Source organism: Cytobacillus sp. Hm23 (genome assembly GCF_051842895.1).
Classification (GTDB): Bacteria; Bacillota; Bacilli; order Bacillales; family SM2101; genus Nanhaiella.
In genome coordinates this window covers 112,000-131,364 of record NZ_JBPXRQ010000012.1, presented here as the reverse complement: position 1 = coordinate 131,364, position 19,365 = coordinate 112,000, and the positions used below count along the sequence as shown (strand labels likewise).

Annotated in this window: 19 protein-coding genes and 3 other annotated features; of the genes, 16 read left to right on the top strand and 3 right to left on the bottom strand. The window is 33.7% G+C overall.

Features of this window, described 5'->3' with window-relative positions:
* Nucleotides 1–59 precede the first annotated feature (59 nt).
* From coaE to ACSVDA_RS10125, 13 genes are all read left to right on the top strand, one after another.
* Nucleotides 60–671, top strand: coding sequence for a dephospho-CoA kinase (coaE, locus tag ACSVDA_RS10185; RefSeq protein ID WP_485882896.1), 612 nt, complete (start codon nucleotides 60–62; stop codon nucleotides 669–671).
* Between the two features lie 342 nt (nucleotides 672–1,013).
* Nucleotides 1,014–2,045 (top strand): glyceraldehyde-3-phosphate dehydrogenase, encoded by a 1,032-nt coding sequence (locus ACSVDA_RS10180; RefSeq protein ID WP_485882894.1) that lies wholly within the window; start codon nucleotides 1,014–1,016, stop codon nucleotides 2,043–2,045.
* 876 nt (nucleotides 2,046–2,921) lie between these two features.
* Nucleotides 2,922–3,305, top strand: a complete 384-nt coding sequence (gene speD / locus ACSVDA_RS10175) for an adenosylmethionine decarboxylase (RefSeq protein WP_214481590.1) — start codon at nucleotides 2,922–2,924, stop codon at nucleotides 3,303–3,305.
* A gap of 350 nt (nucleotides 3,306–3,655) precedes the next feature.
* Nucleotides 3,656–4,114, top strand: a complete 459-nt coding sequence (gene nrdR / locus ACSVDA_RS10170; RefSeq protein ID WP_320207679.1) for a transcriptional regulator NrdR — start codon at nucleotides 3,656–3,658, stop codon at nucleotides 4,112–4,114.
* A gap of 89 nt (nucleotides 4,115–4,203) precedes the next feature.
* The gene (locus ACSVDA_RS10165) at nucleotides 4,204–5,622 is read left to right on the top strand and encodes a replication initiation and membrane attachment family protein (protein WP_485882892.1); all 1,419 of its coding nucleotides are present in this window, start codon (nucleotides 4,204–4,206) and stop codon (nucleotides 5,620–5,622) included.
* Between the two features lie 17 nt (nucleotides 5,623–5,639).
* The gene (gene dnaI / locus ACSVDA_RS10160) at nucleotides 5,640–6,584 is read left to right on the top strand and encodes a primosomal protein DnaI (RefSeq protein ID WP_485882890.1); all 945 of its coding nucleotides are present in this window, start codon (nucleotides 5,640–5,642) and stop codon (nucleotides 6,582–6,584) included.
* Nucleotides 6,585–6,995: 411 nt separating this feature from the next.
* Nucleotides 6,996–7,844: a putative sporulation protein YtxC gene (gene ytxC, locus ACSVDA_RS10155; protein ID WP_485882888.1), complete on the top strand. Its 849-nt coding sequence runs from the start codon at nucleotides 6,996–6,998 to the stop codon at nucleotides 7,842–7,844.
* 88 nt (nucleotides 7,845–7,932) lie between these two features.
* Nucleotides 7,933–8,177 (top strand) — a binding site (T-box leader).
* Nucleotides 8,178–8,270: 93 nt separating this feature from the next.
* Nucleotides 8,271–10,202 (top strand): threonine--tRNA ligase, encoded by a 1,932-nt coding sequence (gene thrS, locus ACSVDA_RS10150; protein WP_485882886.1) that lies wholly within the window; start codon nucleotides 8,271–8,273, stop codon nucleotides 10,200–10,202.
* 133 nt (nucleotides 10,203–10,335) lie between these two features.
* Nucleotides 10,336–10,464 (top strand) — a sequence feature (ribosomal protein L20 leader region).
* Nucleotides 10,465–10,582: 118 nt separating this feature from the next.
* Complete coding sequence (infC, locus tag ACSVDA_RS10145) at nucleotides 10,583–11,086, top strand: translation initiation factor IF-3 (RefSeq protein WP_214481693.1); 504 nt, start codon at nucleotides 10,583–10,585, stop codon at nucleotides 11,084–11,086.
* Between the two features lie 21 nt (nucleotides 11,087–11,107).
* Entirely contained in the window at nucleotides 11,108–11,308 is a 201-nt protein-coding gene (rpmI, locus tag ACSVDA_RS10140) for a 50S ribosomal protein L35 (protein WP_214481585.1), read from the top strand.
* 156 nt (nucleotides 11,309–11,464) lie between these two features.
* A complete protein-coding gene (gene rplT, locus ACSVDA_RS10135) occupies nucleotides 11,465–11,824 on the top strand; it encodes a 50S ribosomal protein L20 (protein WP_214481584.1) in 360 nt (119 codons plus the stop codon).
* Between the two features lie 248 nt (nucleotides 11,825–12,072).
* Nucleotides 12,073–12,345, top strand: coding sequence for a DUF1294 domain-containing protein (locus ACSVDA_RS10130; protein WP_485882883.1), 273 nt, complete (start codon nucleotides 12,073–12,075; stop codon nucleotides 12,343–12,345).
* 135 nt (nucleotides 12,346–12,480) lie between these two features.
* Nucleotides 12,481–13,050 carry a TVP38/TMEM64 family protein gene (locus ACSVDA_RS10125; RefSeq protein ID WP_320207685.1) on the top strand — a complete coding sequence of 190 codons (570 nt, stop codon included), beginning with the start codon at nucleotides 12,481–12,483 and terminating at the stop codon, nucleotides 13,048–13,050.
* 256 nt (nucleotides 13,051–13,306) lie between these two features.
* Here the strand turns inward: ACSVDA_RS10125 and ACSVDA_RS10120 are convergent, their stop codons facing one another.
* On the bottom strand, nucleotides 13,307–13,687 hold the full coding sequence (locus ACSVDA_RS10120) for a sigma-w pathway protein ysdB (protein WP_485882881.1): 381 nt from the start codon (nucleotides 13,685–13,687) through the stop codon (nucleotides 13,307–13,309).
* 145 nt (nucleotides 13,688–13,832) lie between these two features.
* Between ACSVDA_RS10120 and ACSVDA_RS10115 the strand changes: the two genes are divergently transcribed.
* On the top strand, nucleotides 13,833–14,921 hold the full coding sequence (locus tag ACSVDA_RS10115; RefSeq protein WP_485882879.1) for a M42 family metallopeptidase: 1,089 nt from the start codon (nucleotides 13,833–13,835) through the stop codon (nucleotides 14,919–14,921).
* Nucleotides 14,922–15,276: 355 nt separating this feature from the next.
* On the opposite strand, the gene ACSVDA_RS10110 is transcribed toward ACSVDA_RS10115, so the two are convergent.
* Nucleotides 15,277–15,825, bottom strand: coding sequence for a PadR family transcriptional regulator (locus ACSVDA_RS10110; RefSeq protein ID WP_485882877.1), 549 nt, complete (start codon nucleotides 15,823–15,825; stop codon nucleotides 15,277–15,279).
* Between the two features lie 187 nt (nucleotides 15,826–16,012).
* Here ACSVDA_RS10110 and ACSVDA_RS10105 point away from each other — a divergent pair, with 187 nt between their 5' ends.
* The gene (locus ACSVDA_RS10105) at nucleotides 16,013–17,530 is read left to right on the top strand and encodes a phytoene desaturase family protein (protein WP_485882875.1); all 1,518 of its coding nucleotides are present in this window, start codon (nucleotides 16,013–16,015) and stop codon (nucleotides 17,528–17,530) included.
* Between the two features lie 80 nt (nucleotides 17,531–17,610).
* Here the strand turns inward: ACSVDA_RS10105 and sspI are convergent, their stop codons facing one another.
* Nucleotides 17,611–17,820: a small acid-soluble spore protein SspI gene (gene sspI / locus ACSVDA_RS10100; protein WP_485882873.1), complete on the bottom strand. Its 210-nt coding sequence runs from the start codon at nucleotides 17,818–17,820 to the stop codon at nucleotides 17,611–17,613.
* Nucleotides 17,821–18,111: 291 nt separating this feature from the next.
* Here sspI and ACSVDA_RS10095 point away from each other — a divergent pair, with 291 nt between their 5' ends.
* A complete protein-coding gene (locus tag ACSVDA_RS10095) occupies nucleotides 18,112–18,867 on the top strand; it encodes a TrmH family RNA methyltransferase (RefSeq protein WP_485882871.1) in 756 nt (251 codons plus the stop codon).
* Nucleotides 18,868–18,978: 111 nt separating this feature from the next.
* Nucleotides 18,979–19,224, top strand: a binding site (T-box leader).
* The last annotated feature ends 141 nt before the right edge of the window (nucleotides 19,225–19,365 follow it).

Below are 19,365 nucleotides of genomic sequence, written 5' to 3'. Positions count from 1 at the left end.
AATGGGGTTACTACCCATTCCGAATATATAATATACTTGCAGAAAATGGGGGATCGGTAATGACACTTATCATAGGATTAACAGGAGGAATAGCAAGCGGTAAAAGCACAGTAGCAAAAATGCTTGAAAAACTTGACTTTCCTATAGTTGATGCAGATATTATTGCGAGAGAAGTAGTCACAGCTGGTGGATCTGCATATAAACAAATTATTGCAACATTTGGAGAAAAGGTTACACAACCTAATGGAGAGTTAGATAGAGAGAAACTAGGTAACATTATCTTTCATGATGAAGATAAAAGGCAACAATTGAACAGTATCGTTCATCCCGCTGTACGTGAAAAGATGCTTGAAAGAAAGAATGAATATTTGAAACAAGGCTTACAAGTGGTTATTTTAGACATACCGTTATTGTTTGAAAGCAAATTAACTGATATGGTCGACAAAACGCTACTTGTATATGTGGACCCTGATGTTCAATTACATAGACTAATGCAAAGAAATAACTACCCTAAGCACGAAGCTGAGGCTAGAATTAATTCGCAAATGCCTCTAAAGGAAAAAATTCCTTTAGCTAGTGCGGTGTTAAATAATAATGGTTCCATATTAAATACTGAGGAAAAACTCCATAAACTCCTCCGAAACTGGAATATACAAATATTCTCTGATTAACAAGCTCATCAATCTTAGTTTGATTCAAGGCTTTCCCGTTATAGGATATGCGTTGGATTTTCAATGAGGTGAGTAGAATTTTCTCCTCATTCACTCCGCGTTTACTGTCTATAATATACATAAAGCCACTACTAGTTTATGACCAACATAGTTTACGAAAAGAACATAAGTTTAGAGAACATTTGCCCCCACTTCTTATCAGTAGATTTAAAGGTAGGGGGTCTTTTTGTATATTGGAAAAAAATATGTGTATTTTAATTATCACAATTCTAGATAATTATGTTATACTAATTACACGAATGTAATGAAAAGTATAACATTATTTTCGAGGGGAGTAATATTATGAATGCAAGAATTGCGATTAATGGTTTTGGAAGAATTGGAAGAATGGTATTTCGTCAAGCGATGACAAACAGCGAATTAGAAATAGTTGGAATAAATGCTAGCTATCCAGCTGAAACTTTGGCACATTTAATTAAGTATGATACGAATCATGGCAAATTTGATGGTGAAGTAGTCGCAGAAAATGACTCACTCATCGTAAATGGAAAAAGAATAAAGCTGTTAAGTACACGTGACCCAAAAGAATTACCTTGGGGCAGTCTTAATATAGATATTGTTATTGAAGCTACTGGTCAATTTAATGACCGAGCTAAAGCTAGCTTACATTTAGATGCAGGGGCAAAAAAAGTAATATTAACAGCACCTGGAAAAAATGAAGATATTACAGTCGTAATGGGAGTAAATGAGAATAAATTTAATACAGAAGAGCACGATGTTATTTCAAATGCATCATGTACAACTAATTGCTTGGCGCCAGTTGCCAAAATAATTGATGAACAATTTGGAATAGAAAGTGGTTTAATGACAACAGTACATGCATATACGAATGACCAAAAAAATATTGACAATCCTCATAAAGATCTACGTCGTGCCCGTGCGTGTGCACAATCAATTATTCCTACAAGTACAGGTGCTGCGAAAGCGTTATCACTTGTTCTACCGCAGTTAAAAGGAAAATTACACGGTATGGCGTTACGTGTCCCGACTTCAAACGTATCACTTGTGGATTTAGTCGTGGATGTAAAGAGAGATGTAACAATTGATGAAATAAATGATGCATTTATCATTGCATCTAATACTTATTTAAAAGGGATTATTGATTTTACAACAGAGCCGTTAGTATCGGTTGATTTCAATACAAATCCCCATTCTTCGATCATTGATGGTTTATCAACGATGGTTTTAAATAATCGGAAAATAAAAATTCTTGCTTGGTATGATAATGAGTGGGGCTATTCATGTCGAGTTGTAGATTTAGTTAAATATGTAGCATGTGAAATGATGAAAAAAACAGAAATGAAAGTTGGATAAAAATAGCATAAAGATATGGTTTATATAGCCAAAGAGTATGTTTATTTAAATATACTCTTTTTTCTTTGGTTGTCCCCGTATAGCTAGTTATTTTGAGCTACTAATTCTTTTAGGGTTCTTGGCATCATTCCTTCAATTAAACGATAACAATCGTATGAAACCACTACTAGCTGTTCACTTGGATAACAATAACAACATTTACGATGATAGTAATTATTAATGCGTTTTCATATGAATTGATGTTCGTATATTAAGAAATAACAAGCATGTAATTGAGTTCCTATTAATAGGAAATGGGATAAAATTATATTTCATGTATTATTTAGTTACAATCTCAATAAACTTTTCGCCATAAAATATTAGCGGATAGGGAAATATTGTTTATTATAACGAGATGTAATGAGCATCATTTTTCTGAGAAAGGAAAATGTGTCTACCAATGACACAATACTAATGGAAGTTTCAGTGAAATATCCATTCAAAGATCAAGAATTCGTCTTATACTTGCCGTTGAAATCCGCAAGAAGACATTTAGGAAGTTTGCAATTAATCAAAAGACTTTGGAGGAATTGACGTGCAGCTTTTGTTATTTCCACAAGTTTTATCGGATATTTGTTATTAAAAAGGAAAATGTAAATAGTATCACCACAAATAAATACGTCCTTAACTTACGCGAATAAAAATAGAAAAGGTTGTTGCAAAAATCACACAAACAAAGTATACTATTTTTCGTGAACTTCTTGATGATTAGGTACTGTAGCTACTTAAAGGGTTAGGACCTCTTTGGACTAACTTTCCCCCGTGGTAGTTATGAAAAATATCTGTTAGAAGAAATTCATGTCTGAATAATATTTATCGCTTAAGGGGGACTAGCATATGGAAACAATGGGTAGACACGTTATTTCTGAGTTGTGGGGTTGTAATTTTGAAAAGTTAAATGATATCAATGAAATTGAAAAGATTTTTGTTGATGCAGCATTAAAGTCAGGTGCTGAAGTTAGAGAAGTTGCTTTCCATAAATTTGCTCCTCATGGAGTAAGTGGTGTCGTAATTATTTCTGAATCTCATTTAACAATACACAGCTTTCCCGAGCATGGTTATGCTAGCATAGACGTTTATACATGTGGTGATCGTATTGACCCTAATGTTGCTGCACAACATATTGCAGAAGCTTTAGGTGCTGAATCACGTGAAAATATTGAATTACCTCGTGGAATGGGTCCAGTGCAAGTGCAGAAATCAAAATTAAAAGTTCTATAACAATTATATAAATGTTCGAACAAAAAAGGGGTATAGCAATATACCTCTTTATTTTTATGCTTGTACTTAGTTTCGTCTTTTTATATCATTAGAGTATAGAGAACAAGAAACCTAAGGAAAGCTATGTTCTCTTCATTAAGGCTCTTTTCGTAAACTTTGTTGCTTTTTATACTTACATTAGAGAAACTGATATGTATTATATGCTTTTCATAGTCTTTAGAGAAGAAAAAATGTATACGTTAATATGAAAAACAAAATTCTATACGAAAACAGCTTATTACGATAAGTAACAATTAATGAGAAAGCAGCCTATATTAAAAACTCAGCAAGAAAAGAACGGAGCTGATTGTATGAAATGCCCTTCTTGTCAACATAATGGAACTAGGGTATTAGATTCTCGGCCTGTAGATGAAGGACGCGCTATAAGAAGAAGACGTGAATGTGAAGTGTGTCAATATCGTGTTACAACGTTTGAAAAAGTGGAAGAACTCCCACTTATCGTTGTTAAAAAAGAAGGAACAAGAGAAGAATTCAGTCGCGAAAAGATTCTACGTGGCCTTATTAAAGCTTGTGAAAAAAGGCCTGTTTCCTTAACTCAATTAGAAGAGATCATCAACTTCATTGAGAAGGACTTAAGAAGTCAAGGTTACTCCGAAGTAGGTAGCGAGATGATAGGTGAGATGGTCATGGAAAAATTGGCCAAAATTGATGAAGTATCATACGTTCGTTTTGCTTCCGTTTACAGACAATTTAAAGATATCAACGTTTTTATAGAAGAATTAAAAGAACTAATAAAAAAAGAAATTTAGATAGGAGCTTAAGAATATTCTTCAAGCTCTTTTTTTAATATATTGGACATAGGAATAGTGAGAATATCTATGAAAGGTTAGGTTATATAGTGGAACATCATTGGAAAGAATTAATTCCTGTAGATCGATATTATGTGAGTTGTAAAACGATATTACAAGAGTTTGATCGAAAAATAATAACCTTGCTCTATCAACCATTAATTGAAAATGGTGCGTATAGTTTATTTATGACGCTATGGGCTGAACTTGAAGAAAATAGATTGTGGAGTGAAGAATCTACACACCATAGTTTAATGGGGCTTATGCAGTGTAATTTACATGAAATCTTTAGACAAAGGCTTAAGCTTGAGGGAATTGGACTATTAAAAACATATGAGAAAAAAGAAAATGATGTTCGTCATTTTATTTATGAACTGCAACGACCATTATCTCCTGATCAATTTTTTAATGACGGAGTATTAAATGTTTTTTTGTATAATAGAGTTGGGAAAAATAAATATGCAAAGCTAAAACGTTTCTTTTCAGACAAACAGATTGACAGTATTCAATATACACCGATAACAAAATCGTTTAATGAAATTTTTAAATCTATCCACCCTTCCGAAATGGTATCTAATGCTAACGATGAGATCATTGAACAGTTATTGCCTCAAGAAGGAAATAACTATATTAATAATGCTGCAAAAAATGAACCAACTTATTTGCAAGAGACATTTAATTTTAATTTATTTTTCGCTGGCCTATCCGAAAGTATGGTACCCAAAAAGGCGATTACTGATAAAGTAAAAGACATGATAACAAAGCTATCGTTTTTATATGAAATAGACCCAATAGAAATGCAAAAAATTACGATGAGCTCTTTAACTATGGATGATAAAATTGATATAGAGAAACTTCGCAAAGAAGCACGAGACTGGTATAAATTTGAAAATGGTGATCGGCTACCTTCTATTGTCGAGCAAGTACAACCGATCACACAAAGAACAATGAATGATCAACAAGTAGAAACAAAGGAAGATCAACTGATAAAACAACTTGAATTAATATCACCAAAGAAGGTTTTGATGGACCTTGCGGATGGCTCTGTACCATCAGCTGCTGACCTTCAAATTATAGAAGATGTAATGGTGAATCAGAAATTATTACCAGGAGTTGTGAACGTCTTAATATATTATGTGTTGCTTCGTACTGACATGAAGCTCACAAGAGGCTACGTTGAAAAGATAGCTAGTCATTGGTCAAGGAAAAATATTAAAACCGTGAAACAAGCGATGGAGTTAGCCAAGCAGGAGCATCGCCAATATCAAACATGGGCAAATTCGAATAACAAAAAACGATCTTCGCCTGCAAGAAAACCAGTTCGAAAAGAAATGTTACCTGATTGGTTTGTTGAAGAGAAGCAGGATCAGGATCAGGTAAGTGAAGAAAAAGTGGAAGAAGTGGATTTTGAAAAGGAAAGGCAAAAGCTTCAGGAGCGAATTAAGAAATATAAAGGAAATTCAAAATAGGAAAAGAGGGGAGCATAGTGGAGCGAATTAACGAAACGATGTCTAAGTTGTTCCAAAATGATAAGTTTCAACTACGTTTAAATCAGATGAAAAATGAAATACTCCAAAATCCTGATATTCAACAATTTTTAAATCAACATCATGATAGAGTAACAGGAGATATGATTGACCGTAGCTTAAATAAATTATATGAATATATTACCCAGTCGAAAAATTGTCAGAAATGTATATCTTTCGACCGGTGTTCCAATATGATTAAAGGGTACGAGCCAACATTAATTATTAGTGGGAATTCAATTGATTTACAGTATGATAAATGTAATAAAAAAATAAAATACGATGAGCAAAAAAAGCAACAAGATCTTATACAGTCCATTAATATCCCAAGTGAAATACTTCAAGCTACTGTTGATCAAGTTGCTTTAGATGATAACAGTAGACTAAAAGCTGTTCATTTAATACAAGACTTCATAGAAAAGTATGATAAAGACAAGAACCGTGGGAAAGGTTTATTCTTTCATGGTCCGTTTGGAGTAGGTAAAACATATCTTTTAGGGGCCATTGCGAATGATTTAGCAAGTAAAAACGTATCTACAATGCTAATATATCTCCCAGAATTTTTACGTGAACTGAAAGGTTCATTTCAGGATCAATCGTTAAATAATAAAATTGAAGTGGTAAAAAAGGTGTCGGTACTTATGCTTGATGATATTGGAGCTGAATCAATGACAAGCTGGACACGTGATGAGATTTTAGGACCAATTCTACAGTATCGTATGCTTGAGAACCTACCTACATTCTTTACATCCAATTTTAGTTATGATCAACTTCAGCACCATCTATCTTATTCTCAACGAGGGGAAGAAGAAAAGCTGAAAGCAGCAAGGATTATGGAACGAATCAAATATTTAACAATTCCTGTAGAAATTACTGGGAAAAATAGAAGATACGACAAGAATTGAACTGTTGCGGCTATCCTTACTATGGATACGCCGTTTTTATTTAATTGTTTAATTAAGCATTTTTATTGTTTTTTACCACAAAGCCCCCTTCCACCTTCTTAGTATGAAAAACCCACAGTTGTCACGATGATGTATATATACGTTGTGCTATTGCACTAGTTATTGGGAATCTTTTAAAGTGAATTTCGTCTCTGATGGTCTTTACAAGCATAAAGCAGCAATACGGTGTTATACGTGACTGTAAAGGGTTCTAGGAAAAAATTTAAATTGTATAATTCGCTATATCGTAGAATGACAAGTACTAAATTAATAGGAAAACGGCCTTTCTTATAAACAGCGAAAATGAAACTTCTAAAATAATCAAATCCCCCATATATATATAAACAGGTGTTGGCAAAAGGGGGGACAAACTTGATTGAAATTTATTTTCAAAATAAATTAGATGCAAGTGAAGTGTGTGAGAGGTTAAACAGTGGAGCTGACCATTCAGTTCTAATTACATATGATTTTGCCCATTTAGTTAAAATTGGCCCTGACAAAGATATGAAAAAGATCATAGATATGCTTGTTATCCCTGTGCTCCTAAATTACATAATTGATAAAAAGGAGGATGAGTGGTTACAATCATTTATTGTAAATTCATTTTATTTTAAAAATACGGACGAACAAAGACAAATAATCGAGATAGCACATACAATATTTAATGGGGAGAGGAATGATCTCCCAGCTATGAAATGTGCTCAATCTAGAATAACACTTATTAGACAATCATTAGAAGATTTTTTGCACGAATCTATATCGTTTTCATTCGATTCTTTTATCCGTTTTCGCTTAAAGAAATATTTTCAACAATTATTGGAATACACCGAACTAGCTATAGATGAGTATAAGCTTGAGCAGGAATATCAAAATTTTATTCAAACATTACGTGACTTACTACATGTACGACAAGCGATTTATTCCAAGGTCCATCTTTTACATGATAATGGGCATTTATTCCATTTTTTTAATGATCAATATGAACAATTACAAAGGGAAGATTTAGCGAAACAAATAGATCGAAAGATGATGATTTCGCAATCTATTTACATAGATTCATCTGTGATTGCACCTCTTGTATCGCTAGCACCACAATCAGTAATGATTTATAGTGATGAAATTGATCATAGTTTAATACAAACCATTCACAATATTTTTCAAGAACGTGTAAAGATCTATCCAAAACAAGATTTCCAGCAACTAAGTCACTACAATAGATAATCGACAGAAAAATATTTGTACAATGGGCTTGATTTTCGACACTAATAAAAATATAATTACCTACATAAATAATTTTTGAACAACATCTTTAAAGGTTATGATGAGGACATGGGTATCATTTTTACGGTTTATAGAGAGGGAAGACACGGCTGAAATCTTCCTAACACGAAAAATATACTTACCACCTCTAAACTTCAGTAGTGAACGATTGTTTCAATCTATTAATTACTGGCGGGATATCCGTTATCTATGTCTTGAGCTTACTTTATCTATTTTTGCATGCAGATAAGTAAGAAACAAGGGTGGAACCACGAGACCAAACTCGTCCCTTTTTTTAGGGATGGGTTTTTTTGTTTTCCTGTTTTCCGCATTGGTTTGTTGTTCTTGAGGTTAATTACATTAAATGATGAAAAAGGAGTGAGTAGGATGTCAGAAATGATTAACATGACATTTCCAGATGGAGCTATTAAGGAGTATGAAAAAGGAATCACGACAGAAGATATTGCGGCATCCATAAGTCCTGGGTTAAAGAAAAAGGCAATTGCAGGAAAATTAAATGGTGAGCATATTGATCTTCGATCACCAATTTTACAAGATGGTAATATTTCAATCATTACACAAGGTGAGGATGAGGCGCTAGAAATTTCACGTCATAGTACAGCCCACTTATTGGCACAAGCGATCAAACGTCTTTATAAAAATGTGAAGCTTGGTGTAGGTCCAGTAATTGAAAATGGATTTTATTACGATATTGATATGGAAGAATCTATTCGTCCAGACGATTTACAAAAAATAGAAAAAGAAATGAAAAAAATTGTAAATGAAAATATTGAAATTGTACGCCATGAAGTGAGTCGTGAAGAGGCAATTAAGCGTTTTGAAGAAATAGATGATAATCTAAAGCTTGAGTTAATAAATGATATTCCAGCAGGTGAGACTGTATCAATTTATGAGCAAGGCGAATTTTTTGACCTTTGCAGAGGAGTTCATGTTCCATTTACGAGCAAAATTAAAGAATTTAAGCTGCTAAGCATCGCTGGAGCATACTGGCGTGGTGATAGTAAAAATAAGATGCTTCAACGTATTTATGGAACAGCTTTCTTTAAAAAAGAAGAGTTGAAGGAACATTTACGCTTTCTAGAAGAGGCAAAAGAGCGCGACCATCGAAAAATAGGAAAAGAATTAAACTTATTTTCTAATTCAATAACTGTAGGACAAGGACTACCATTATGGCTACCAAAAGGTGCTACTATTCGAAGAGTAATTGAGCGTTATATCGTTGATAAAGAAGAAAAGTTAGGATATCAACACGTCTATACTCCAGTATTAGGGAGTGTAGATTTATATAAGACATCTGGACACTGGGATCATTATCAAGAAGACATGTTTCCGAAGATGGAAATGGATAATGAAGAATTAGTATTAAGACCGATGAATTGTCCACATCACATGATGATTTATAAAAATGAAATTCATAGTTATCGAAAACTACCAATTCGAATTGCTGAACTAGGTACGATGCATCGTTACGAAATGTCAGGTGCTTTATCCGGGTTACAACGTGTTCGGGGTATGACATTAAATGATGCTCATATTTTTACTAGGCCTGATCAAATCAAAGATGAATTTATTCGTGTTGTCCGACTTATTCAAGAAGTATATAAAGACTTCGGTATTAATGATTATTCCTTCCGTTTGTCTTATCGGGATCCTGAAGATAAAGAAAAATATTTTGACGATGATGTCATGTGGGAAAAAGCACAAAGTATGCTAAAAGAAGCGATGGATGATCTACAATTAGAGTATTATGAAGCAGATGGAGAAGCGGCTTTCTATGGACCAAAGCTTGATGTTCAAGTTAGAACTGCATTAGGTAAAGATGAAACTTTATCAACTGTACAACTTGACTTTTTATTACCTGAACGTTTTGATCTCACTTACGTTGGTGAAGATGGCAAACAGCATCGCCCAGTTGTTATTCACCGTGGGGTTGTATCTACAATGGAAAGGTTCGTAGCATTTTTAATTGAGGAGTACAAGGGAGCCTTCCCTACATGGTTAGCTCCTGTACAAGTTGAGGTCATTCCAGTCTCTCCTGATGTTCACCTAGCATATGCCAAAGAGGTACAGGAACAGCTTCAAGCTCAAGGGTTCCGGGTTGAATTAGATGAACGTGATGAAAAGATAGGATATAAAATCCGTGAGCACCAAATGCAAAAAGTTCCTTATATGCTTGTTGTTGGTGATAATGAAATTAGTGAAAAAGCAGTGAATGTGCGAAAATATGGAGAACAGAAGTCTGAGACAGTTCCATTTGTTGAATTTTTAGAAGGATTGACAAAAGAGGCTAATCGTTAAGTACTAATATTTTCATGTTGCATATTAAAATGGAATTTGATAGAATAATAAACGTTGCTTGTTAATATTCTTTTTCTTGACATAATCAATTGTTAATGATAGAATAGCTAAGGTGAAAAAAGAATACTTGTTTGTTAAAAAGAAGAAGCACCCGCTTCTCACCTGTTTGACGCATGTTTGCAGTTGCCAGGTATACGATATGTGTCTTTACTAAAAAATCGTAAAGTGTGGGTGCCTTGTGTACTCACACTTTTTTGCATGATTGGTCATAATTTATCCATGATTAAATTGGAACAATACTTGTCAATTGTTGTAGAGTACACAATAGTTCAAATAATGTGTTTAAAAAACCTTGGAGGTGGCTACTTATTAGCAAGGATATGTTCGTCAATGAGAGCATACGTGCTCGTGAAGTTCGTTTAATTGGTAAAGATGGTGATCAGCTTGGAATTAAATCTAAGCATGAAGCATTAGAAATTGCAGCCAGAGCGAATCTTGATTTAGTTTTAGTTGCTCCAAACGCGAAACCGCCAGTTTGTCGTATTATGGACTATGGAAAATTCCGTTTTGAACAACAGAAAAAAGATAAAGAAGCACGCAAGAATCAAAAAGTTATTAGTCTGAAAGAAGTTCGCTTAAGTCCAACTATTGAAGAGCATGACTTTAACACAAAACTTCGTAACGCTCGTAAGTTCCTTGAAAAAGGAGACAAAGTTAAGGCGTCAATTCGTTTTAAAGGGCGAGCAATTACGCATAAAGAAATTGGTCAACGTGTATTAGATCGCTTTTCAGAAGCTTGTAATGATATAAGTGTAGTTGAATCAAAGCCCAAAATGGAAGGGCGCAGCATGTTTTTAATATTAGCACCAAATAATGAAAAGTAATGAAATGAGGAGGAACACCTTATGCCTAAAATGAAAACTCATCGTGGCGCTGCAAAGCGTTTTAAGAAAACTGGATCAGGGAAACTGAAGCGTTCACACGCTTATACTAGCCATTTATTTGCTAACAAATCTACAAAGCAAAAACGTAAACTACGTAAAGGTACATTAGTAAGCTCAGGCGATTACAAACGTATTCGTCACTTACTTGATAACTTAAAATAATTCGTTTTATATACAGGGAGTTCAAATTAGTGGAGAAGAACAAGCCGATGATTAGTGTATAGCATTCACGAAGAGTGAAAGTAAGCTAACACACTTATCTAAAGCTTAATTCTCCTGATATTTTGATCATCTTATCGATTTTAGGAGGAAACTACTATGCCAAGAGTAAAAGGCGGTACAGTGACGCGTCAACGTCGTAAAAAAGTAATAAAATTAGCTAAGGGATATTACGGTTCTAAACATACATTATATAAAGTTGCTAATCAACAAGTAATGAAATCATTAATGTATGCATACCGTGATCGTCGTCAGAAAAAACGTGACTTCCGTAAGCTATGGATCACTCGTATTAACGCAGCAGCACGTATGAATGGTCTTTCATATAGCCGCATGATGAACGGTTTGAAAATTGCTGGTATTGAAGTAAACCGTAAAATGCTAGCTGATCTTGCTATTCATGATGAAAAAGCATTTGCTGAGTTAGCTACTGTTGCAAAAAACAGCTTAAATAAATAATGAAAAAAAGGTCATTCTCATACGTTGAGAATGGCCTTTTTACGAGATGAGAAAGTATATATTTTTCAAAGTTTTAAATGCTATATGTCGGTAAATCTAGTGGTTAGGTAAAACGAATCTAAGTTAAATGACTCAAGTGTTGGTCGATGGAGTCAAGATGACGACATTCCACCGTTGACTGCAGGACGTGGACTGTTCTTAAGTTAATTTGGAGGTACTTGGCAGTTTGTAAGAGGGAGGGAGAATGAATGAAAGAGGTATTTTTTCTTTTATATGTAATTCTAAATTTAATTGGATATGTTGTCATGTATATTGATAAAAGGAAAGCAAAACAGCAAAAGTGGAGAATTTCAGAGAAGTCACTTTGGTATACCGCGTTTGTTGGAGGAGCTTTCGGTTTATGGATAGGAATGTACCACCATAGACATAAAACAAAACATAAAATATTTACTATTGGACTTCCTATAGTAGCAATGGCCCAATTATTGATTTTTACATCAATATTAGTTGTTTTGTCATAATTGCTACTTGTAAAGTATATCATGAAATAGCACTTCTATTGTCGTTCACATTTTAGATGCCTTTAGAATCAAAACCAAAGATAAATATCCTCTTGCACTTAATAGTTGTGCAGCATAGATCGATGGGGTGAGCTTGTGAATGAAGCTATGACAATGTTATTTGTTATTACTGATTCTAGCGGTTACATGGCTCCGATTGTTTTTATTTTTTTTCATTTGGTTCGACAATTTATTTTTATACCAGTACCGATTGTATGTATAGCAGGTGGAGTGTTGTTTGGAGCTGTTTTAGGAACGGTGTATTCAATCATTGGTTTATCAATGGCGGGTATTATGTTTTTTATTTTATTTCAATATATCCCTAAAGTATTTCAAAAAGTGCTATCTTTAAAAAAGAAATGGTTAGGAGATCATGTGAATTTTACAATTGCTCAAATATCAATATTGCGCTTAATTCCTTTTATTCATTATCATTTGTTATCGTTATGTATAGTAGAAATATCCAAAAACTTCAAAGACTATTTAAAGTTCTCAGTAATGGCAAATATTCCAGTAGCCTTATTTTACACAGTTTTTGGCCAGTTTATGAAACAGTTTTCTCCAACGTTAATTATTACAATTTTGTTATCATTAACTTTATTATTTTATCTTTTAAGGGAAAAGCAAGTGATCATTAAGTGGGGAGAATTTTTTTCAGAAAAATAAAAATAAAGGTAACTTCTGCGTTCAGTTACCTTTATTTTTGAGTGACCAAACTGTATGTCAGTTAGCCCGCCAGCAAGTTTCACTTCAGTTCAAAAAATTCAATAATACGATTTACTCCGCTTGGATTAAAGAGTACCGTTATTGTTTTGTTATGAATGTGTTTGCACTACTAGTTTCACGGCATCTTTTCTACAATAAAACAATAGACCTCTCCTTATCTAAAGGTTTAATATAGAAAAAATAGCAACATAAAAGTCTAATTTAAAAATTCCTTAATAGGACTTTTCCAATCGATTTTTGCATTTGGATAGTGCATTTTTAAGTGCTGTTCAATAATTAAAAAATCGTCACGATTGAGCCCTTGTAACTTTGATACATCTTTTGCCCACACAAACATTGATACGACCTCAAACGCTTTATCGGTTGTCCCTAAATACTTCTCACCTTCAAAAAGGACCCCTTGGTATGTTAACAGAAAGTTTTTATGAACGTTATTTGGATTATCTAATAAGAAATATTTTTTTTGCTCGTGTGCCAGTTCAAGTTTTCTTTTAGGATTTAAAACGTATTTGACCATTCTATATATAATAAAAATAAGAAGTACAATGATAGCAAGACGAATGAATAATACAAACATGTTCAACACCCTCACACAATATAGTTTGCTATCTATACGAATGAAATTTAAAAAGGTTTCAAATATATTTTAATTTGTTATAATTTTTTTATTAAATAGTACAGAATAGTTTTATGGGTGGTAATTGTAGTATAGGAGGATATATATGACGAAGCAATTAGATGAAACGTTAATGATGCTAAAAGATTTAACAGATGCAAAAGGAATTTCTGGAAATGAGCGAGAAGTACGTGAAGTAATGGAGAAGTACATATCCCCATTTGCCGATGAAGTGAAAATAGATGGTTTAGGAAGCTTAGTTGCGAGAAAAACGGGTATGGAAAAAGGACCTAGAATAATGTTAGCAGCCCACTTAGATGAAGTAGGCTTTATTGTAACACAAATTGATAAAAATGGTTTTATTCGTTTCCAAACCATAGGTGGTTGGTGGTCTCAGGTAATGCTCGCACAACGAGTGACTATCGTAACTAAATTAGGTGACATAACAGGTGTAATAGGTTCGAAACCTCCTCACCTTCTTTCTGTACAAGCACGAAAGAAGCCAGCCGACATTAAAAATATGTATATTGATGTTGGTGCTTCAAGCAAGGAAGAAGCAGTTGGATGGGGGATTAGTCCAGGTGATCAAATTGTTCCTCATACAGAATTTACAGTGATGCAAAATGAAAAAATGCTTCTTGCTAAAGCGTGGGATAACAGAGTTGGGTGTGCCGTAGCGATTGAAGTAATGAAGAGATTGGACATTGAGAATCATCCTAACGTTTTCTATGGGGTTGGAACAGCTCAAGAAGAAATAGGGTTACGTGGTGCTAAAACGTCTGCGCATATGATTCAACCTGATATCGCAATAAGTGTAGATGTAGGAATCGCTGGTGATACACCAGGCGTTAATGAAAGTGAAGCTGTAGGAAAAATGGGAGAAGGTCCTCAAGTAATATTGTATGATTCATCAATGATAGCGCACAAGGGCTTACGAGATTTCGTAACAAATATTGCTGAAGCTTATAATATTCCTTATCAATTTGATCTAATTACTGGTGGCACAACTGATTCGGGTGCAATTCATTTAACTGGCAAAGGAGTTCCTACACTCACAATAACAATCCCTACTCGGTATATTCACACAAATGCTGCATTGCTTCATCGTGATGATTACGAAAACACTATTAAGCTAGTTGTAGAAGTTATTAAACAGTTAGATGAAAGTAATGTCCAAAAAATAACTTTTAACTAATAACTTATTATACAGCTGTCTATAGTAAGTTGTTGTTCATATTTTCATCGTAGCTTATCATTTGAAAAATAGCTGATGTTATTGTACAACTTAAGCATCAATAGTAACAAAGTTTACAAAAAGATGTAAGCTTTGTTACTTATTTTTTTAAAGCTTATTGTTGTTTTTCGTTTTAGGTATAAGCACGTATACATCTAATGTTCGTGGCATCTTTTCCTCTGTGCATCGATGACGAATAACATAAAGCCACTTTTCTAGCACTAATCTGATAATGAAAGAGCCTTAAATAATAATAGTGAAATATTGGAGAATCAGGTGGAAAAAATATCTTCATCTTATTGCTAAGCTTTAAAGATTATTTATTGGATAATATGTACATACTATCTTCGCACCATTGTATTGTTGCTTTTACGATTGATTGTCCATGTGATAAAGTAAGCATCCAATAATCAAAGTGAGGATCGTCCTTTTTTCTTGATATTAAGAATTGCTCAGTAGTATTTAAAGTTTTTAAAATATCTTCCATTTTTTGTCGGTATTGAATTATCTGTTCAATATTTTGTTCTACAGTTAGATATTGACCATAAAAAACCTTTAGTAATAATTCGTTTTTATGGATAGGAATTTTTTCAATCGGTTTTTCCAGCCAATTTATGAACTCTTGCCTTCCTAGCTCAGTAATCGTATAAACTTTTCGATCGGGCTTTCCTTCTACTTTTTCAATATGTACAACTGCAAGTTCCTGATCTACTAGCTTCTTAAGGGTTGGGTAGATTTGTCCATAACTTTCCTGCCAAAAATGCTTGATACTACTCTCAATGGTCCTTTTTATTTCATACCCAGTTAAAGGTGAATACATTAACAAGCCTAAAAGTGTGTACATCGTCTTATTCTCTCTTGACATACAATTACCTCAATTCAAATCCGATTATATATATCTAAAAGTTATATATCTAAATGATATATAAAGATTGTTAAAATGTCAAACTAAAGTTAAATATACCATTTATTTTATATCTTGACATCTTTTGTAGCTATTTATAGAATTATATCTATAAGATATATATCTTTTTGATAAAGGGGGAAGGAAAATGTCTAGTTATGATGTATTAGTTATTGGGTCAGGAATTGGTGGACTTTGTTCTGCAGCGAGGTTATCAAAGCTTGGATACAAGGTAGCAGTTTTTGACCATCATGTTCGTCCAGGTGGTTATGCAACTAATTTTCCACGAAAAGGGCGATATGAATTTGACGTATCTTTACACGGTATTGCAAGTTTGGAAGAAGGTCAGATTTGTTATGACATCTTTTCGAAATGTGGGATGATGGATCGAATCACTCCTATAAAAAAAGAGCATCCATATACTGTTGTATGGGACGGGAAGAAAACTGATATTCCACAAGACCCTGATGAATATTTAACTTATTTGCATAAAATGTTCCCACATGAAAAAGAAGGTATATCGAATTTATTTAAGGACTTAATTTCTTTCAGTAAAGAGATGAAGTTTTTGACTGATGCAACTATACCTAAGGATGAAAAGAAACAAACAATATTTATGCATGCACAGTTATTTATTAAATGGTCACAAATGTCTACTGAAGAAGTATTGAAAGAGTATGTAACAAATGAGGAGTTTATTGCAATTTTCACGTTGCTATGGCCATATTACGGTCTGCCGCCTAAAACTCTTTCTGCTCATTACTTTTTTGTACCGTGGATAGGCTATCATCTGGACGGCACTTACTATGTAAAGGGTGGTGCACAAGCAATCGCAGATGCGTTAGTTGATGTTATCCATGAAAATGGTGGAAACGTATTTTTACGTCAAGAAGTAACGGAAATTATTGTAAAAGAGCAAAAAGCAACAGGGTTAAAAACAAAAAAAGGTGATGTATATGAAGGGAAATGGATTATTTCAAATGCGAGTCCACAAATGACATTCTCTAATTTATTAGGTGACGAGTACAAAGGTAGCTCTTATGTTCAGGATTTAGAGAAATTAGAAATTGGCCCTTCAGTAACTCAACTATATATTGGGTTAAAAGATGACCCAGCAAAATATAATTTAGTTGATGAGGATATTGTGTTTGTAAAGGAAAAAGACCCTAGTAAAGATTATAATTACTTACGGAAAGGGCAATATGCACAAGCTAATTTTGGTATAACTAATTATTACAAATTAGATCCTGAATTAAGTCCAAATGGAAAACCAATCATTGCGCTAGCCTTTATTGACTTTATTACAAATTGGCCTGAAGACAAGGAAGAATACGTGCAGAAGAAAGAAGAAGTAACAAATTATTTATTAACACAATTAGAAGAGAATTATCCAGGTATCACTAGCAGTATCGAAGTATTAGAGTTAGGTACGCCAAGAACGATGCAAAGATATACAAAGAACCCTGCAGGTGCGGTATATGGATTTTCCCAAACTGTTGATCAATCAGGATTAAATCGGTTAAGTAGACAAACACCTATTGAAAACCTGTCGTTAGTAGGGGCATGGACACGCCCTGGCGGAGGTTATCAAGGTGCTGCATTATCTGGAGCAAGTGAAGCGGATAAAATTCATAGTTGTTTACAACAATTAGTAAAATCAAGTTGATTTTTAACATTGATTTAGAACATATAGGGGAGACCCTTCCTCTCCCCTATATGTTCAAAGCTTCTTTCATTGGCTGTTTATCATTGTTTCAATCCATCTTCAAGTGTTTGCAACATTTCATGTTTTTCCTCTTCAGTTGCATTCTCCCAAATTACTTCAAATAAAACGCCTAATCCAGGTAACATTTTTTCTTCGCCTCGTTGAATAGCATCAACAATAGTATTTTCTAATTCTTGTTGTGTATTTCCAGATACGTTTGTAATAATTGCTTGCCGCAAGTTTAAGTTCATATTTATCATCCTCTTCATTGTGTAATGTAATATAGCGATAGTTTTTGTGTATTGCACTGTTATTATGTATAATAGGTAAAGTTTAAATATGGCTCTTTTCGTAAACTTTATTGCAATTGGTCCCATATTAGTTCCATAAAAAGTAGTTTTACATATTAGTTTTATCGCTGTACAGAAGAAAAGACGCCATGAATTCTAGTTGTGAATTTGTTTATTTCTTGATACAAACAACAATAATCAATGCAAAAAAACAACTTTAAATATTGAGCGAAATAAAAGGAGTTTACTTAGTTGAGACGAATTGAATCCTCTAAAAATCCAAAAGTGAAGCAATGGAAAAAGCTTCATACGAGAAAAGAACGTGAAAGAGCAGGGCTTTTTCTCGTTGAAGGTTTTCATATGGTGGAAGAAGCCCTACATACAAATGGTACGGTGAGTGAGCTAATTATTAATGAAAAAATTGAAATACCATCAAAGTGGGATATGACGAATATAGATGTCACATACGTCAATGATGAAATCATTGCAGTGATAAGTGAAACTGAAGCACCGCAAGGCATATTTGCAGTTTGTAACAAATTAACATTTGAATCTAGTTTAGATAATAAGAATAAATATTTACTTGTAGATGCTGTCCAGGATCCAGGAAATGTTGGAACAATGATCCGAACAGCTGAAGCGGTTGGCATTGATGCGATTATTTTAGGAAATGGGACTGTTGATTTATATAATCCAAAGGTACTTAGGGCAACTCAAGGAGCGATCTTTCGTGTACCAATTGTAAAAGGAAGCCTTGTCGATTGGGTGAGAATATTGAAAGAAAAGCATGTATCGGTCTTTGGTACATCTTTACAAAATGGTGTAGATTATCGAGAGATTACCCCTCAATCCAAATATGCTTTATTAGTTGGAAACGAAGGAAATGGGGTAAATGAAGAACTGTTAAAACGTACAACCTCCAACATTTATATACCTATATATGGAGAAAGCGAGTCGTTAAATGTTGCCGTTGCAACAGGGATTTTACTTTATCATTTTCAACAATAAGGTTGCATAAGCAATTATTTTTAAATATAATAAAGCAATAGTTATTTTGTATAAATTAAAATAGTGTAAATGAGTGTTCTGTTTCAGTACTCTGAACAACCTCTATAAATATTAAAAACTTTGACAGAGAAGAGTAGCTTATCGATCGCCATGTAGGGAGAAAATGCCGATGACTGAAAGCATTTTTATGGTAGAAATAAGTGAATTCACCTCTTGAGTTGGCACTTAGACCATTTTAGCGTTGGCTAAAATGTAAAGGTGTACCGGCATAGTTCCGTTATCTAAATGAAGTGAACAGCTTTTCAAGGCTTCGTAGCTGTTAACAAGGGTGGTACCGCGATATACCTCGTCCCTTCTTTTAGGGACGGGGTTTTATTATGCTTTCAAAGTTTGTTAAGAACTGTCTAACTCCATCACTTGTATGAGAGTTATTTGAGCAGTTACTGAGCAATTGTTATTGAAATGTCATATGTTTTCTGAGATATGAAGCTGCATTTA